13 protein-coding genes are annotated in these 16,347 nt (G+C 49.8%); 12 read left to right on the forward strand and 1 reads right to left on the reverse strand.

The window, feature by feature from the left end; translation table 11 throughout:
* Positions 1-46: 46 nt before the first annotated feature.
* The 12 genes from IOQ59_RS02940 (at position 47) to IOQ59_RS02995 (ending at position 15,812) form a co-directional block, all read left to right on the forward strand.
* Complete coding sequence (locus IOQ59_RS02940; RefSeq protein WP_193951765.1) at positions 47-1,879, forward strand: FimV/HubP family polar landmark protein; 1,833 nt, start codon at positions 47-49, stop codon at positions 1,877-1,879.
* 244 nt (positions 1,880-2,123) lie between these two features.
* On the forward strand, positions 2,124-6,080 hold the full coding sequence (locus IOQ59_RS02945) for a FimV/HubP family polar landmark protein (RefSeq protein WP_228050648.1): 3,957 nt from the start codon (positions 2,124-2,126) through the stop codon (positions 6,078-6,080).
* Between the two features lie 2 nt (positions 6,081-6,082).
* Positions 6,083-6,922 carry a tRNA pseudouridine(38-40) synthase TruA gene (gene truA / locus IOQ59_RS02950; RefSeq protein WP_193951767.1) on the forward strand — a complete coding sequence of 280 codons (840 nt, stop codon included), beginning with the start codon at positions 6,083-6,085 and terminating at the stop codon, positions 6,920-6,922.
* Positions 6,923-6,964: 42 nt separating this feature from the next.
* A complete protein-coding gene (locus IOQ59_RS02955; protein ID WP_228050649.1) occupies positions 6,965-7,597 on the forward strand; it encodes a phosphoribosylanthranilate isomerase in 633 nt (210 codons plus the stop codon).
* Positions 7,598-7,622: 25 nt separating this feature from the next.
* Complete coding sequence (trpB, locus tag IOQ59_RS02960) at positions 7,623-8,807, forward strand: tryptophan synthase subunit beta (protein ID WP_193951900.1); 1,185 nt, start codon at positions 7,623-7,625, stop codon at positions 8,805-8,807.
* Positions 8,808-8,837: 30 nt separating this feature from the next.
* Positions 8,838-9,644 carry a tryptophan synthase subunit alpha gene (gene trpA / locus IOQ59_RS02965; protein WP_193951768.1) on the forward strand — a complete coding sequence of 269 codons (807 nt, stop codon included), beginning with the start codon at positions 8,838-8,840 and terminating at the stop codon, positions 9,642-9,644.
* A 38-nt stretch (positions 9,645-9,682) separates the two neighbouring features.
* Positions 9,683-10,543: an acetyl-CoA carboxylase, carboxyltransferase subunit beta gene (accD, locus tag IOQ59_RS02970; RefSeq protein ID WP_193951769.1), complete on the forward strand. Its 861-nt coding sequence runs from the start codon at positions 9,683-9,685 to the stop codon at positions 10,541-10,543.
* A gap of 90 nt (positions 10,544-10,633) precedes the next feature.
* A complete protein-coding gene (gene folC, locus IOQ59_RS02975; RefSeq protein ID WP_193951770.1) occupies positions 10,634-11,911 on the forward strand; it encodes a bifunctional tetrahydrofolate synthase/dihydrofolate synthase in 1,278 nt (425 codons plus the stop codon).
* The gene (locus IOQ59_RS02980) at positions 11,904-12,464 is read left to right on the forward strand and encodes an SPOR domain-containing protein (RefSeq protein WP_307726986.1); all 561 of its coding nucleotides are present in this window, start codon (positions 11,904-11,906) and stop codon (positions 12,462-12,464) included. The genes folC and IOQ59_RS02980 overlap by 8 nt, the downstream gene beginning before the upstream one ends.
* A gap of 52 nt (positions 12,465-12,516) precedes the next feature.
* The gene (locus IOQ59_RS02985) at positions 12,517-13,011 is read left to right on the forward strand and encodes a CvpA family protein (protein ID WP_193951902.1); all 495 of its coding nucleotides are present in this window, start codon (positions 12,517-12,519) and stop codon (positions 13,009-13,011) included.
* A 45-nt stretch (positions 13,012-13,056) separates the two neighbouring features.
* A complete protein-coding gene (gene purF, locus IOQ59_RS02990) occupies positions 13,057-14,583 on the forward strand; it encodes an amidophosphoribosyltransferase (protein ID WP_193951771.1) in 1,527 nt (508 codons plus the stop codon).
* Between the two features lie 11 nt (positions 14,584-14,594).
* Positions 14,595-15,812: an O-succinylhomoserine sulfhydrylase gene (locus IOQ59_RS02995; protein WP_193951772.1), complete on the forward strand. Its 1,218-nt coding sequence runs from the start codon at positions 14,595-14,597 to the stop codon at positions 15,810-15,812.
* Here the strand turns inward: IOQ59_RS02995 and thpR are convergent.
* Positions 15,809-16,327, reverse strand: coding sequence for an RNA 2',3'-cyclic phosphodiesterase (thpR, locus tag IOQ59_RS03000; protein ID WP_193951773.1), 519 nt, complete (start codon positions 16,325-16,327; stop codon positions 15,809-15,811). The genes IOQ59_RS02995 and thpR overlap by 4 nt on opposite strands.
* Positions 16,328-16,347: the final 20 nt, after the last annotated feature.

The following is a 16,347-nucleotide window of genomic DNA, read 5'->3' on the forward strand; positions in this document are numbered from 1 at the left end:
GGGCTCCCGGTTAATTATTTCTCTGGTTTACACAGGAAGAATGGATTTGCGCAAGCTGGTTACCAGTCTTGTATGTGCAGGCGCACTAGCGGCTTCTTCGGCTCAGGCGCTGGATTTAGGCGCACTGCACGTATATTCCGCAGCAGGCGAACCGCTTGATGCAGAAATTCAGCTTCTCGATGTTGAAGGCTTGTCTGCTGACGACATTCGTCCTCGTTTTGCTGGCGTGGATGATTTGGCCATTTCTGGCCTGGATAGTAAGCGTTATCTGTCTGATGTGCGTTTTTTCGTGGCGATAGAAAACAATCAGTCGGCAACGTTGCGTCTTGTTTCAGATGAACCTATCGATCATTCTTTTTTGAGTTTTCTGCTTGAGGTTAATTGGACCGAAGGACGATTGTTGCGTGAATATACCGCACTCTTGAAAGAACCTCTGAAGAACCCCTCCCGCCAGGTATCACTGGCAACACCAAAGCAAGAATCGCAGTCTGTTCTGATTGCAGAGGCTGCGAAGGCATTGCCTGCGACTCAGCCCGCGATTAACGTCCCAGTTCCGAAAGCTGATCAGCCTGATAAGGTAGCGTCGCCAGTCTCCCCGGTTGAGGAGGCTGATGTGCCAAGCCCGGCTTCGGCAATCAGCAAGGCAGAGGTGAGCGCCAAAAAAGCGGAAAACGTATCGTCAAAAAGAGAAAATACGGATGAGCCAAAAGCTTATGCCGTCGATATGACGATTGATGCCGTAGAAAGTGAGCCTGAATTTTTAGCCGTCAAGGCTGACAGATCAAATGCAGACCTACAGCCCGCGGAAGTTGTAGAGCGTTCCCGCCATATCGAGGTTCAGCAGCCTGTTATGGTACGTTCTTCTGAGCAGATTGTTCTTCATCGAAAAGAGCCTGAAAACCGTTTGTCTGAAACGCAGGTCAGTATTGCGGCGGAGCAGCTTGCGGTTGGGGCGAAAAACGTATCTGAGAACAAAGAAACTAGTATATCAGCGGTGTCTGAGCCTGCACTCAATGCGGATTTGATTAAGGTGGGTGCAAAAGAAACGCTGTGGGATATAGCGAAACGCAATAGCCCATCGGCAGCGTATAGCAATCAGCAAGTGATGGTGGCGCTGTATAAAAAGAATCCTCAGGCGTTTGTTGATGGGGATATCAACCGTATGAAAGGCTCTGCTGTTCTGTTGCGTCCGTCTGAAGCTGAGATCAACGGACATGATACGTCTAGTGCTTTGCAGTTTATTCGGCAGAGGCTAAATGAATCTCAGCTTCTAGCTGCGAAAGAGTTGAATGTAGCGTCTTCAGCAAAAGAGGTTGTTGTAGGTGCAAAAGAGACGCTTTGGGACATCGCGGTTAAATACCGTGCCGGGCCTGAAGTAAATACGCGTCAGATGATGCTGGCGATCGTTAAGAAAAATCCGCGTGCGTTTGATAATGGAAATATCAATAGGATGCGTAAAGGCGTTGTGTTGCACATGCCGTCAGCGGAAGAGCTTAAAAAGTGGTCTGAAAAAGAAGCATCTGCAGAGGTGCGTCGTCAGATTTCAGATTGGCGTCAGCATAAAGGATTGGTTGATGCTAAGGCGTCTGATGAGCCGCCGCTTGTTAATACAGCATCTCTTAACTTGCCGCCTGTTAAAACCGTAGCGCTGAGTCCAGTAGACACATCTGATGCTCGCGAACTTGTTATCGGTAAGCAAGAAACGCTGTGGAGTATCGCAATTAACAACCTGCCTGATGCGTCCGTGACTACCGGACAAATGATTAAGGCCATTATACGAAAAAACCCTCATGCGTTTGTGAATGGTGACATGAACTCAATGCGTGTTGGTGAAACACTTGAAATGCCCTCGCTCGCAGATATAGACAGGGTGAGGTAGCGGTTAATTGTGGGACATATCGGCCGATACATAATGCTTAATGAATGGCAGTAGGCTGGTTTTACGGTGATGAGGTATGAGACAAAAGCAGTATTTTAGAGTCTGCTTGCGTCTATTTGTTTAACCGTTGTCATGAGTCGCTTGACCCAGCTGTACCATATAAATAATACTTCTTCGATATTTTCGGAATCGGCAACTCTATGATTTTTACGAAAATTTTAGAGAAAACGTAACAAGGAAACTGATGATGCTGCGCAAACTCGCTGTAAGCCTTGCTCTGGCAGGGATACTGAGCACGTCAAATGCTTATGCGCTAGGCCTTGGGGAAATCAAAATCAATTCGGCATTGAATGAGCCGCTTGATGCTGAGATTCAACTGCTGGAAGCCCGTAAGCTGAACCCGCTACAGATTCAGCCGCGCATGGCGGATATTGATGAATATGTGCTTGCTGGTATTGATAAACAGCGATTTCTATCTGATGTCAGTTTTAAGGTATTTGTTGGTCCGGATGGGCGTGGGCGTATCCGGCTGACCAGCCCGAATCCGATCAAAGAGCCATTCCTGAATTTCCTTGTTGAGCTGAATTGGCCAAACGGGCGCTTGGTTCGCGAATATACCTTGCTTTTAGACCCTCCGGTTTATAATCCTGTTCGGCAGCGCCAGACTGTCCAGCCTACACTTCCTGCTCGAGCACAAGCCGTTGTAGCAGCCCCAGTGCGCTCAGCCAGTCCCGTTAAGAACATTCGTACGGAGATGGATGCCCAGCGTGAGGTTTTTGTTGATGTACATGATTCGCTTTGGGGGATTGCTGATAAGCATCGCCCTGGTGAATCTGTGACTAAAAGTCAGATGGCGTTGGCGTTACTGAAGAAAAACCCTGATGCATTCGTAGATCAGAATATTAACCACATGAAAGCGGGCGTTGTACTTAAGCTGCCTACGTTGGATGAGGTTAACGCATTGACGCCGCAGCAGGCCGCGGCAGAAGTTCAACGGCAGAACCGGCAGTGGAAGAATCGCAATAATAAACCGGTGCAGGCCGCTAAGCCGCTGGTTGCGACGGTCAAGCCAAAGCAGCCTGCCAAGCCAGTAGCTGCACCTGTACTAGTTGATAAACCGCTTATTGTGGCTGCCCAGCCTGTTGAAGAGAAGGAAGAAAGCTCCTCAGAGGCAGATCGTGAAGCAATCAGTGCACTTGAGGATGCTCGTGTTGCGCTGGAGCAGGAGTTGGAGGCCACTAATGGAGAGTTGACGGAGCTGCGGGCAGAAAATGAGCTGCTCAAAGATCGGCTCGACATGATGCAGACTGAACTGGCGGCTATTCAGGATACGTTGGCAGGTAAAGATCAGACCATTGCACAGCTTGAAGCGATAATTGAAGATCAGCGTGTTCGTCTTGAAGAAAAAGAAAAAGGTTTCTTCGCCAAACTGATGGAAGATCCGATATTGCTGGCAAGCATCGGTGGTGGTTTGGTCGCAGTTCTTATTGCAGTGTTGCTTATTGTGTTCCTGCGCCGCCGCAAGGCGAAGAAAAAGGCTGAAGATGAATCCAGTTCCGCTGGTGATCTTGCCGCCGCTGCAGCGGCAGGAGCTGCGGCAGTTGTCGCTGCAGATGCCGTAGCGGAAGACAGTGAAGCAGAAGACGCGAAGCCTGAAGAAGAGGCTGATACGTCAGAGATGGGTGACGACATTGCTGATGTCTCCGTTGATGATGATATGGATGACCTGTCGGATCTTGACCTGGATATGGATCTGGATTTGGATCTGGAAGCGGGTTCTGCTGATCTGGCTGACGCCGATGCTGACGATGATCTGGATGCGTTATTAGAAGACGACGAGTTTGACTTGGGTCTGGACGAGTCAGACGTTGCTGGTGACTCAGTTGGTTCTGTCGCGACTGAAGTTATTGAAGAAGATGTAGACGACGCTGAACTTGAGAAGTTATTGGCTGAAGATCTGGGAGAAGACCTATCTTCCAGTTCGCTTGATCTTGACGCAGATATTGAGTTCAGCGCAGGGGATGATGTCGTTTCCGGTGATAGTGATGCGTTGGATGACATTCTGAGTGCCAATGATTCGGAGCTGGAGCTTACGCCACAAGACACCGCAGACGAAGGAGATATCGACGAGGTTGAGTTTGATCTCGAGGGTATGGGGCTGGATGATCTTGCAGCGGACAGTGCTACCAGTGATGAGTTAGATTTTAACGTTGGTGAAGATCTGGATGCTGATGATCTGCTGGAAACTGCGGTGGATCTGAGTACTGAACCCGATGTTGATGTGGACGATATAGATGCCCTGTTGGCTCAGGCGTCTAGAGATATCGAAGACTCCACCGAATTGAGTGTTGATGAGACTGAAAGCGAAGAACCTCTGGATGAAGCGCTGGACACGTCTGCGCTTGATGCGGACCTGGAAGCCTTGCTCGCTGAGACAGAACAGGTCGCAGATGAAACGGATCAGGAAGCGTCTCTCGAAGAAAGTGATTTTGATATTGATGATTTGCTGGATAGCGTGTCATCTGTCGAAAATGAAACTGTTACTGAATCGCCAGAGGCTGAAACACTTGATGTTTTGATGTCCGAGACTGCTGAGGTTGAAACGCCTGAGCAGGCTGAAATGCTTGATGTTGACGATATTGATGCGTTGCTGAATGAAGTGTCACTTGACCAGCCATTAGAATCTATAGCAGACGCTGATGAGCGGGCAGATGACGTAAGCGCTGATGATTCGATTGATGATATCGACGATATTCTCGCAGAAGTGCAGGGATCCGACGAAGACGCGGATGTTGATGTGCTGATGCAGGATCTTTCAGACTTGGCGTTTGATGAGCCTGAAGAACCAACTGAAACAATTGAAACTGAGGTGTCTGAGTCGGTTGGTGACGTTGATCTTGATGAGCTGTTGGAGCAAAGTGAGCCCTCTGAGGGCGACGCAGTTGAGGTTGATGATCTAAATGCATTGTTAGCCGATGTTGAAGCCGGAAATCCAGAAGAAGTTGAAGATCTTCTGGCGTTGGATGAAGATCTGGATGATCTGACTTTAGATGCTGATTTGAATGATGTGTCTGCATCGCTAGACGAAGATCAGTTATCTGCAGTCGATGTTGAAGACGATTTGACGGAAGACCTGGATGCGTTGCTTGAGCAGGTTTCGGATACAGATGCTATTGAGTTGGAATCTGACACTGGCACTGGCTCTCAAGAATCGACTGAATCCGATTTCGATGCAGAGATAGAGTCTCTGCTCAATGAAGTTGTCGAAAAAACCGATCAACCTGCAGGCTCTGTTGAGCCAGAGCCAGAGCCAGAGCCAGAGCCAGAGCCAGAGCCAGAGCCAGAGCCAGAGCCAGAGCCAGAGCCAGAGTTCGACTTGGGTGATTTGGACGATTTGGATGGGTTTGATCTGGATGCAGTATCAGGTCTTACTTCCGCGCCGGATGCTACTCCAGAATCTAACATCGATGAGTTGGAATCAGTACAAGAGAATACTGAAGCGCAAGCAGTTGAGCTCGATTCCCCGCTGGAAGTCGAAAATCTGGATGACGTTGATCTGGATCTCGGCGATATGGATCTGTCTGATCTTCTGGACGAGGTTGCAGCGTCAGACGAAGTCGATGCGCCGGAAGAGCCGGAGTTGCCCGCGGAGGTTGAGAGCCCGGCTAGTGATGAGTTAGATGCTCCTCAGTCTTCTGACGAATCTTCACTGGATGAGTTAGCAGAATTAGACGACCTTGATCTTGCTGAAATGATGGCGGATTTGGGATCGGTTGAAGAGGTTGACCTGTCTGAGGTTGAGTCTGACCTGGATAGCGATCTTGCCGCATTGGACAGTTCTCTTGACGATTTAGAGAATAAGGCAGTTCCTGCAAACCCTGTAGAGGAAGAACTGACAGCTAATATTGTTCATGACCTTGATGCAGAATTGGACAGTGAACTGCAATCTCTATTGGATGGCTCGGATGGTGATATTGAGCTGGAGGAGGTTGATGCAGATGAGGAAGATCTTGCAGATATCGACGGCTGGTCTCTGCTTGAAGGTGCTGATGAGGTCGAAACTAAACTTGATCTTGCGCGTGCGTATATGGATATGGAAGACGCAGATGGCGCAAGAGATATCCTGAAAGAGATTGTTCAAGAAGGCAGTGACAAACAGAAGCAGGAAGCTGGTGCCTTGCTGGAGAGTATTAAGCAGTAACTATGTCTGAAGTATCTCAAGAAACATCTGGAGCGATTTCGATCGCTCCTTATCGTTATGCCCTGTGTATCGAGTATCAGGGAACCCATTACCGCGGTTGGCAGATCCAAAAAGATGTCGTCAGCATTCAGGAAACGCTTGAGAAAGCGTTATCTGTCGTTGCTAATGAGCCAGTGCATGTTATTTGTGCAGGACGTACTGATGCGTGCGTTAATGCCACTTATCAGATTGTTCACTTCGAAACGTATGCAAAGCGTACAGAGCGTGCCTGGATCATGGGGACTAACACCAATCTGCCGGATGATATTGCCGTTAAGTGGGCAATGCCGGTGCCGGATAGTTTTCATGCTCGCTTTTCTGCACAGCAACGTCGTTATCGTTACGTCATTCTGAGCGCCCCTGTGAAGCCTGCCTTAATGGCTAAAGGTGTTACCTGGACGTTTAAAGAGCTCGATTTGGATCGTATGAATGAGGCCGCTGCTTATTTGGTGGGGGAGCATAACTTTAACTCCTATCGGGCCGTGAATTGCCAGGCTAAGAGCCCGATCCGGGAAGTGCGCGAACTGAACGTATATAGAAGTGGTCAGTTGATCGTGATTGATGTCGCTGCGAACGCTTTTTTGCATCATATGGTGCGTAATATCGCGGGCGTGCTGATGGAAATTGGTTGTGGTGAAGCTGATCCTGTTTGGGCAAAAGAGGTTCTGGAAGCTCAGGATCGTAGGCAAGGCGGTGTGACTGCACCACCGTACGGTCTCTATTTTGTGGATGTGCATTACCCTGAAGAGTTTTCATTACCTAAATCTGAGCTAGGGCCCTATTTCCTTACCGCTGCGGACTGACACTCCGCTTAAGCATCTGATAGTATATTGGGTTTTCCGGGCATGAATATCGTGAATAGAACACGTATCAAAATCTGTGGGATTACGCGACAAGAAGACGCGGATGCTGCAGTAGCGGCAGGTGCTGACGCACTGGGGTTTGTATTCTATGATCCGAGTCCGCGCAATGTGAACGTGGACCAGGCCGCTGAGATTATTCGTAACCTGCCTGCATTTGTTACTAGTACTGCTTTGTTTGTGAATGCAGATGTTGCGTTTGTTCAGCGTGTTATTGATTCAACAGGTTTGGATCTGCTGCAGTTTCACGGTGACGAAGATGTTGCCTATTGCGAGCAGTTTGATCGTCCTTATATGAAAGCGATACGCATGAAGCCAGGTGTTGATATACAGGCTGAGTGTGAACGTTATGCCAGTGCAACAGCGATCTTGCTCGATGCTTATCGTCCGGGTGTTCCGGGTGGAACCGGAGAATCTTTTGACTGGGATCGTATCCCTTCAGAATTGAAGAAACCTATAGTACTTGCCGGTGGTCTGGAACCGGATAATATTCGTAGAGCGGTTGAAACCGTGCGTCCCTTTGCCGTTGATGTCAGCGGTGGTGTAGAAGCCAGTAAAGGGATTAAAGATAAAGCAAAAATTGAGAAGTTTACGTTAGAGGTAACCCGTGCCAAATAAAGCTGATCTCTCCGCAATTGCGCAGATGCCCGATGAACGTGGGCATTTTGGTCCCTATGGTGGTCGTTTTGTATCCGAGACCCTAATGGCTGCCCTGAAACAGCTGGAGGAGACCTACGAGCGCTTGTGGCGAGACCCAGACTTTCAGGCCGAATTTGATCACGATCTGGCGCATTACGTAGGTCGTCCTTCACCGCTGTATCATGCGACCCACCTGACAAAACTTTGTGGTGGCGCGCAGATCTATCTTAAACGTGAAGATCTTAACCACACCGGTGCGCACAAGGTGAATAACACCATCGGTCAGGCGTTGTTGGCGAAATACACCGGTAAACCGCGTGTTATCGCTGAAACAGGTGCCGGACAGCATGGTGTTGCATCGGCGACAGTTGCTGCCCGTCTAGGTCTGGAATGTCAGGTATATATGGGTGCTGAAGACGTCCAGCGTCAGGCACTCAATGTGTATCGCATGAAGCTGCTGGGTGCAGAGGTGATATCTGTTGAATCCGGTACGCGCACGCTGAAAGATGCTATGAATGAAGCGATGCGTGATTGGGTGACCAACGTAGACGATACCTTCTATATCATTGGTACTGCTGCAGGTCCTCACCCGTATCCAAAACTGGTACGTGATTTCCAGTCGGTTATCGGCCGTGAAGCGCGTGCTCAGTGTCTGGAACAGGCAGGCCGTTTACCTGATGCGCTTGTTGCGTGTGTTGGCGGTGGTTCTAACGCGATTGGATTGTTCCATCCGTTCATCGAAGACGGTGATGTTCGTATGGTCGGTGTCGAAGCAGGTGGTTACGGTGTTGAAACCGGACAGCATGCTGCACCGCTGACGGCGGGTCGTCCGGGCGTATTGCATGGTAACCGTACTTATCTGATGGAAGACGATGCCGGTCAGATCATTGGTACTCATTCTGTATCAGCAGGTCTGGATTATCCGGGTGTAGGCCCTGAGCACTCCTACTTGAAAGACACCGGTCGGGCGGAATACGTTGCAATCAATGACGACGAGGCGATGGATGCTTTCCGTACGCTGACCCGTGTTGAGGGTATTATGCCGGCAATTGAGTCCAGTCACGCTGTTGCGCATGCAATGAAGATGGCAAAAGAGATGGACGAAGACCAGATCATCGTAGTGAACCTGTCTGGTCGTGGTGATAAAGATATTCATACTGTCGCACAGCTCGACGGTATTAAGGTCTGAGCTTCAGGCCTGAATAGGACGGTAATGGAAATGAATCGAATTGCAGCGTGTTTTGAACGCCTGAAAGAGCAGGGTCGTCAGGCCCTGATCCCTTATGTAACTGCCGGTGACCCAGCTCCGGGCGTCACTGTGCCATTGATGCATGCGATGGTTGATGCGGGTGCCGATCTGATTGAATTGGGTATCCCATTCTCTGACCCAATGGCGGATGGTCCAACCATTCAGCTGGCGTGTGAACGAGCGCTGGAGCACAACACGCGTTTGATCGATGTGTTGGCTATGGTGAAAACCTTTCGTGAGAAAGATCAGCAAACCCCGGTTGTGTTGATGGGCTACCTGAACCCAATTGAAGTGCTGGGTTATACATCCTTCGCAGAGCAGGCCGCAGCGGCTGGTATTGATGGTGCGCTGATCGTTGATTTGCCGCCTGAAGAGGCAGAGGGTGAATTTGATAATGCAATGAAAGCCAATGGCTTGGATACGATTTATCTGTTGGCTCCGACAACAGAAGAGAGTCGTATTGAGCAGGTCTGCAACGCGGGCAGTGGCTATCTATACTATGTCTCTGTCAAAGGTGTGACGGGTTCTGCATCTCTGGATGTGCAGGCCGTAGCCGATAAGTTGGACGTGGTACGCAAGTATACAAACCTGCCTGTGGGTGTTGGCTTCGGAATTAAAGATGCTGAATCTGCAAAGGCAGTATCTGAAGTTGCAGACGGTGTTATCGTCGGCAGTGTACTGGTAAATAAAATTGCCTCGTTGGTCGAGCAGCAGGAAGATATCCCTGCTCAGGTTTCTGCTATTGTAGCGGAACTGCGCACCGCGATGGATGCGTGATTGAACTGACGCTTTAGTAAAGATTTGGAAATACATACATGAGTAACTGGCTGGAAAAAATCGTTCCCTCTCTGGTGCGTAGCGAAACTAAGCGTTCCAACATCCCGGAAGGTTTGTGGAAGAAGTGTCCTAAGTGTGATGCGCCGCTGTATCGTCCTGAGCTGGAAAAAAACCTGAGCGTATGTCCAAAGTGCGATCACCACATGCGTCTGGGCGCACGTAAGCGTTTGGAAGTATTCCTGGATGAGCAGAATCGTACTGAAATTGCGGCCGAAGTCGAGCCAGTGGATCGTCTCAAGTTTAAAGACTCCAAAAAGTATAAAGATCGTCTGACAGCAGCTCAGAAAAATACTGAAGAAAAAGATGCGCTTGTGGCTATGCGTGGTGAGCTGAACGGTCAGCCGGTTGTAGCCGTGGCCTTTGAATTCCAGTTCATGGGTGGCTCTATGGGTGCGGTTGTTGGTGAACGCTTTGTGCGTGCAGCAAATATCAGTCTGGCTGAAGGTATTCCTCTGATCTGCTTTGCTGCTTCTGGTGGTGCGCGTATGCAAGAGGCGCTGTTCTCTCTGATGCAGATGGCTAAAACCAGTGCAGTATTGGAGCGTTTGAAGTCAAAAAGCATTCCATATATCTCCGTACTGACTGATCCGGTTTACGGTGGCGTCTCTGCGAGTCTGGCGATGCTGGGTGATTTGAATATCGGTGAGCCGAAAGCCCTGGTCGGTTTTGCCGGTCCGCGTGTTATTGAGCAGACCGTGCGTGAGAAGCTGCCGGAAGGCTTCCAGCGTAGTGAGTTTCTGCTGGAGCATGGCCAGGTTGATATGATCATCCACCGTCACGAAATGCGTGAACGACTGGATTCGATCCTGCGTAAGCTGACACGTCAGCCAGACGCCTGATATCGGACCTGTTTGATCGCAACGCAAGTTAAAAATAGCCGGCAGTGATTTCCACGCTGCCGGCTTTTCTGTTTTTTGTAGTAGGTGTTTATGACACAACTAACTGATCGCTTTTCATTGGACGAGTGGTTGTCGTGGATTGAAGCATGCCATCCGTCTGAGATCGAACTTGGTCTGGAACGTGTGAGTCGTGTTGCTGATGATCTGGGTGTTCGTGCACCTCAGTCTAAAGTCATTACGATTGCGGGAACAAACGGCAAAGGGTCTACGGTCACCTATTTGGAGACGATTCTCGGCAAGGCAGGTTATAGCGTCGGGTGTTATACCTCTCCGCATTTTCGACACTACAACGAGCGGGTGCGTCTTAACGGTGAAAATATCTCTGATGAAGAACTGTGCCAGTCTTTCCGTGCAATCACTGCTGCCCGCAAAGATACACCGTTGACCTATTTTGAGTATGGCACCTTGGCCGCGCTGGAGATTTTTAATCGTAAGCAGCCCGATGTGATCTTGCTTGAAGTTGGGTTGGGCGGACGCCTGGATGCTGTAAATATCGTCGATGCAGATGTGGCGGTGGTTACCAGTATCGCCATCGATCATGTGGATTGGCTTGGTGATGATCGTGAAATCATTGGCCGGGAAAAGAGCGGGATTTTCCGGGCAGACCGTCCGGCGGTATGTGGTGAAGCAGACCCAACGTCATCTGTGGCATCTGTAGCTGATGAAACGGGTGCTGTGTTGTATCAGGTGGGTGAACAGTTCGCATATCAGAGCGATGCAGATAAATGGAACTGGCAGGGCGTTTGTCCGGTCGGAGAAAGCCTGCAACTAGAGAGTCTGCCAATGCCTGCGTTGCCTTTGCCAAATGCTGCCACTGCATTGCAAGTGCTGGCCGTATTAGGTCTGGATGTGCCTGTAGACGCTATTCGTGAAGGTCTGGCTGGCGCTACGATGACTGGCAGGATGCAGCGTGTTGAATTAAAACAGGGTTGCTGCTGGCTGGATGTGGCACATAATCCTGAGGCAGCGGAGTTGTTGGCAAAGCGCCTGGCGGCAAAAGGCCAGCAAGTGCATATGGTGCTGGGGATGCTGGGCGATAAAGATTTTGCGTCGGTTATCGAGATTCTACGGCCACAAGTGTCATACTGGTATCTGGCAGATTTAGATATACCTCGAGGCCAAAAGGCAGAAATGCTGGCGAGTCATTTGCCTGACGAAGTCGCTGCGGGGCGTTGCCTTAGTTTCGTGTCTGTAGCGGATGCTCTGGATGCTGCTCAGGTGCATTTAAGCCAAGACAATTGTTTGTTAGTTGCGGGTTCATTCTTTACGGTAAGTGATGCCCTCAATCATTTGGGAGTGGATGAGTAAGATGCAAGAGAAGCTGAAATACAGGTTGATTGGTCTGTTCGTTATCGTGTTGTCAGCCGGTATTCTGTTTCCACTGTTTTTTAATGGCGACGGGTATCGCGAGCGTCACCTGGAATCTGCGATTCCAGAAGTGCCTCTATTGCCGGAGGTGGTGGCGATTGAGCCTCAATCGATAACGCTTCCCGATACATCCGAAGTGGCTGCGCCTGAAGAACCTCGTCCTGTGGTCAAAAAGTCGGCTGAGCTGGTGAAAAAGATTGAACGCAAAAAGCCGGTTATTAGTGTCGATGAAGATAAACCCGTCTTAGATAAACAGGGTGTGCCTGTGGCTTGGACGCTACAGCTGGCAACTTTCAGTGACGAAGGTAACGCCAAAGAGTTGCGCACGCAATTGATCGGGGCAGGGCATAAAGTGTACACCCGTAAAAACGGTACGTTGGTTAAGGTGTATGTTGGTCCGGACTTTCAGCGCTCGAATCTTGAATCACTCAAGACCCGGCTGAAAAAAGACCTGAATCTTGATGGCATTATCGTGCGTTTCTCTACTCGCTGAAGATAAAGGCCTCTGGTAGAATGCGCGCATCTTTCTTGGGTTGTTACAGATGATGAATTGGGCTGACTGGGTCATACTGGCGATAATCGCCATCTCCTGCTTATTTAGTGTACGGCGGGGCTTTATCAGAGAGGCTCTTTCCCTTGTCACTTGGGTTGCTGCCTTTATGGTCGCGCGTACATTTTCGGGGCCTATGATCGAGTTGCTTCAACCCTATATCGAAACCCCTTCTCTACGTGTTGCAGCGGCATTTGCTAGTCTGTTTATAGTGACCCTTGTTGTAGGGGCACTGATTGGACAACTATTTACAATGCTGATTCAGGCGACGGGCCTGAGTGCAACCGACCGACTTCTTGGTATCGCATTTGGCGCCGCACGAGGTGGACTCGTGGTCGTGGTGCTTGTGATGCTGGCAGGCCAGACGCCTGCCGTAGATGATCCCTGGTGGCGTGAATCACAACTGATTCCCCATTTTGCGTTGATGGAAGCCTGGACCAAAGAGGTTGCAGGCGATGTTGCAGATTTGATCTGGAACGCAGGACGCTAAGAATAAAATTTTTGAGATTACCATTTCCCTTCGAGGTGAGTTCGGATGTGCGGTATTGTCGGCATTGTTGCCAAATCTTATGTTAATCAGACAATCTTTGATGCGCTGACGGTGTTGCAACACCGTGGCCAGGACGCTGCAGGTATGGTTACCTGTGAAAGCGACCGCTTTTTCATGCGTAAGGACAATGGTCTGGTTAACGAAGTGTTCCGTACGCGTCATATGAAGCGTCTCGGCGGTAACATGGGTATTGGCCATGTGCGTTACCCGACTGCGGGTTCCTCCAGCTCTGCTGAGGCTCAGCCTTTTTACGTAAACTCTCCATACGGCATTGCGCTGGCACACAACGGCAACCTGACAAACGCCGACGAAGTTGCCGAGACAATGTTCCGTGCGGACTTGCGTCATATCAATACCACGTCAGACTCTGAGGTGTTGTTGAACGTATTTGCTCATGAACTGCAGCAGCAAGGTAAGTTGAAGCCTGAGCCTTCTGATATCTTTACCGCAGTAGAGCGCGTTCACGGTCGTGTTAAAGGCGGTTATGCCGTTGTTGCCGTTATTACCGGCTACGGTATTCTGGCTTTCCGTGATCCAAATGGCATTCGTCCTCTGGTGTACGGTAAACGCACGCTGGCTAACGGTCAGGAAGAGTTCATGGTGGCATCTGAAAGTGTTGCACTGGATGTCTGTGGCTTTGAGTTGGTACGTGACATTGAGCCAGGTGAAGCGATTTTCATCTCAATGGAGGGTGAAGTATTTACCCAGCAGTGCGTGAAGGACAGCCGTCTGACCCCATGCTTGTTCGAATATGTTTATCTGGCACGCCCTGACTCGATCATTGATGAGGTTTCCGTCCATAAAGCGCGTATGCGCATGGGTGTGAAATTGGCAGAGAAAGTATTGCGAGAGCGTCCTGATCACAACATTGATGTGGTTATTCCGATTCCTGATACCAGCCGTACTTCCGCATTGGAGATGGCTTACCATCTGGATGTAAAGTTCCGCGAAGGCTTTATCAAAAACCGTTATGTGGGCCGTACGTTCATCATGCCAGGTCAGGCTCAGCGCAAGAAATCAGTGCGTCGCAAGCTAAACCCGATAGAGATGGAGTTTAAGGATAAGGTTGTCATGCTGGTGGATGATTCTGTCGTACGTGGTACGACGTCCCAGCAGATTGTACAGATGGCACGTGATATGGGTGCTAAGAAAGTATACTTCGCGTCAGCTGCGCCTGCTGTACGTTACCCGAACGTTTACGGTATCGATATGCCGTCAGCGACTGAGCTGATTGCGCACAATCGCAACGATGAAGAGATTGCTCAGGAAATCGGTTGTGACTGGATGTTGTATCAGGATCTGGACGATCTGAAAGAGAGTGTTCTGGCCGGTAACCCAGAGATTCAGGACTTTGATACCTGTGTATTTGATGGCAAATACGTAGCAGGCGATATTGATCAGAGCTATCTGGATCGTTTGGAACAGAAGCGCAATGATTCTGCTAAGGCTGAGAAAGACGGCCAGCAGACTAAAAGTAACGAATCGTCTGATCTGCATAGCCGGATCGACTGAGGATATCCCTGATGTCTAAAACCGGATTTGAACGCGAAGAGCGTATCCAGTTTGAAGGTGAGGATTACGCCTTTGATACGCTGGCTGTACGCGCGGGTCAACGTCGTACCGGAGAAGGTGAGCATAGCGATCCTATCTACCTGACCTCGAGCTATGTGTTTTCATCGGCACGTGAGGCCGCTGCACGTTTTAACGGTGACGAAGAAGGGAACATTTATTCCCGTTTCACCAATCCAACGGTGCAGGCTTTTGAGCGTCGTATTGCGGCGATGGAAGGTGCTGAGCGTGCGGTGGCAACATCCTCAGGTATGGCTGCGATCATGTCGCTGGGCATTGCATTGTTGCAACAGGGTGACCATGTCGTTTGTTCACGCAGTGTATTTGGTTCTACCGTTTCGTTGTTTAACAAATACCTGACGCGAGCGGGTATTGAAACCTCGTATGTTGATCCTACGGATCTGGATGACTGGCGTGCGGCGATTAAGCCAAATACCAAAATGCTCTTTATGGAGACGCCGTCCAATCCTTTGGCTGAACTGACGGATATTGAAGCGGTTTCTAAGATTGCTCATGATCATGATGCGCTGCTGGCCGTTGATAACTGCTTCTGTACACCGGCATTACAGCAGCCACTGAAACTGGGTGCAGATATTGTTATCCATTCAGCGACTAAGTATCTGGACGGTCAGGGCCGCTGCGTCGGTGGTGTGGTTGTTGGTTCAGATAAGTTAATGGAAGAGATCTTTGGCTATGTCCGCACCTGCGGTGCCTGCCTGAGTCCATTTAACGCCTGGAATTTCCTGAAAGGTCTGGAGACGCTTAAGTTGCGAATGACAGCTCAAAGCCAAGCGGCAATGGAGCTGGCTCAGTGGCTGGAACAGCAAACGGGCATCGATAAAGTGTACTACGCCGGTCTGGAAAGCCATCCGCAGCATGCTTTGGCGCTGAAGCAGCAGAGTGGTTTTGGTGGTGTGCTGTCGTTTGAGGTTGCGGGCGATAAAGACGCTGCATTTGATTTCATTGACGCCACAGAGATGCTGTCAATTACGGGTAACTTGGGTGATGTGAAAACCACAATCACTCATCCTGGGACAACAACTCATGGTCGCATGAGCCCGGAAGAACGTGCGGATGCGGGTATTAAAGATAACCTGATTCGTGTGTCAGTAGGGCTAGAAGATATGGATGATATCAAGGCTGATCTGTTACGCGGTTTGGCCGTTATCTAATCGGCTAGAAATTCCGCTTCTATCTGATGTACTGCGCCGTCCTGGCGCAGTACGCTGCTTTTAAGCAGAAACCTGTCCACTCTAAATGTAAATCGTTGATGATTCAGTTGCCGTTGCAGATGTTCTACTGCAGGCGCAGGATTTGATCGGCTGCGACCGAGTGTCAGGTGTGGGTGAAAGCGACGATGTTCCAGTCGGATTGCGATAGTGTACAGGGATCGTGCAAGCTGCTTTTGTAACCGTGCGAGTGACGGGTTGGATTGAAAACCCAGCCATAGGGCGCCGTGTCGGAAGCAGCCCATATCCAATGTTTGTAACTCAAAAGGTTGAAAACGGATCTCGGCAAGCTGCTCGCATAGTGCATCTAACTGATTATCCGCTTGCTCCCCAAGAAACGCTAAAGTCAGATGAAACTGATCAGCGTTATTCCAGCGAATCTGATCGGATGGAAATTGCAGATCACTGATGGCATCCCGGATGTCGGAAGGTGGATCCAACGCGATAAATAAGCGCACTAACGTCTCCTTCAGTGGCG

Origin of the sequence: Pontibacterium sinense (assembly GCF_015209595.1) — a bacterium.
Classification (GTDB): domain Bacteria; phylum Pseudomonadota; class Gammaproteobacteria; order Pseudomonadales; family Balneatricaceae; genus Pontibacterium; species Pontibacterium sinense.

Coding starts and splice junctions, on each gene's coding strand:
- truA (WP_193951767.1), top strand. CDS start 6,083: ATGTCTGAAGTATCTCAAGAAACATCTGGAGCGATTTCGATCGCTCCT.
- purF (WP_193951771.1), top strand. CDS start 13,057: ATGTGCGGTATTGTCGGCATTGTTGCCAAATCTTATGTTAATCAGACA.
- accD (WP_193951769.1), top strand. CDS start 9,683: ATGAGTAACTGGCTGGAAAAAATCGTTCCCTCTCTGGTGCGTAGCGAA.
- IOQ59_RS02955 (WP_228050649.1), top strand. CDS start 6,965: ATGAATATCGTGAATAGAACACGTATCAAAATCTGTGGGATTACGCGA.
- IOQ59_RS02985 (WP_193951902.1), top strand. CDS start 12,517: ATGAATTGGGCTGACTGGGTCATACTGGCGATAATCGCCATCTCCTGC.
- folC (WP_193951770.1), top strand. CDS start 10,634: ATGACACAACTAACTGATCGCTTTTCATTGGACGAGTGGTTGTCGTGG.
- trpB (WP_193951900.1), top strand. CDS start 7,623: ATGCCCGATGAACGTGGGCATTTTGGTCCCTATGGTGGTCGTTTTGTA.
- IOQ59_RS02995 (WP_193951772.1), top strand. CDS start 14,595: ATGTCTAAAACCGGATTTGAACGCGAAGAGCGTATCCAGTTTGAAGGT.
- IOQ59_RS02980 (WP_307726986.1), top strand. CDS start 11,904: ATGAGTAAGATGCAAGAGAAGCTGAAATACAGGTTGATTGGTCTGTTC.
- trpA (WP_193951768.1), top strand. CDS start 8,838: ATGAATCGAATTGCAGCGTGTTTTGAACGCCTGAAAGAGCAGGGTCGT.
- IOQ59_RS02945 (WP_228050648.1), top strand. CDS start 2,124: ATGATGCTGCGCAAACTCGCTGTAAGCCTTGCTCTGGCAGGGATACTG.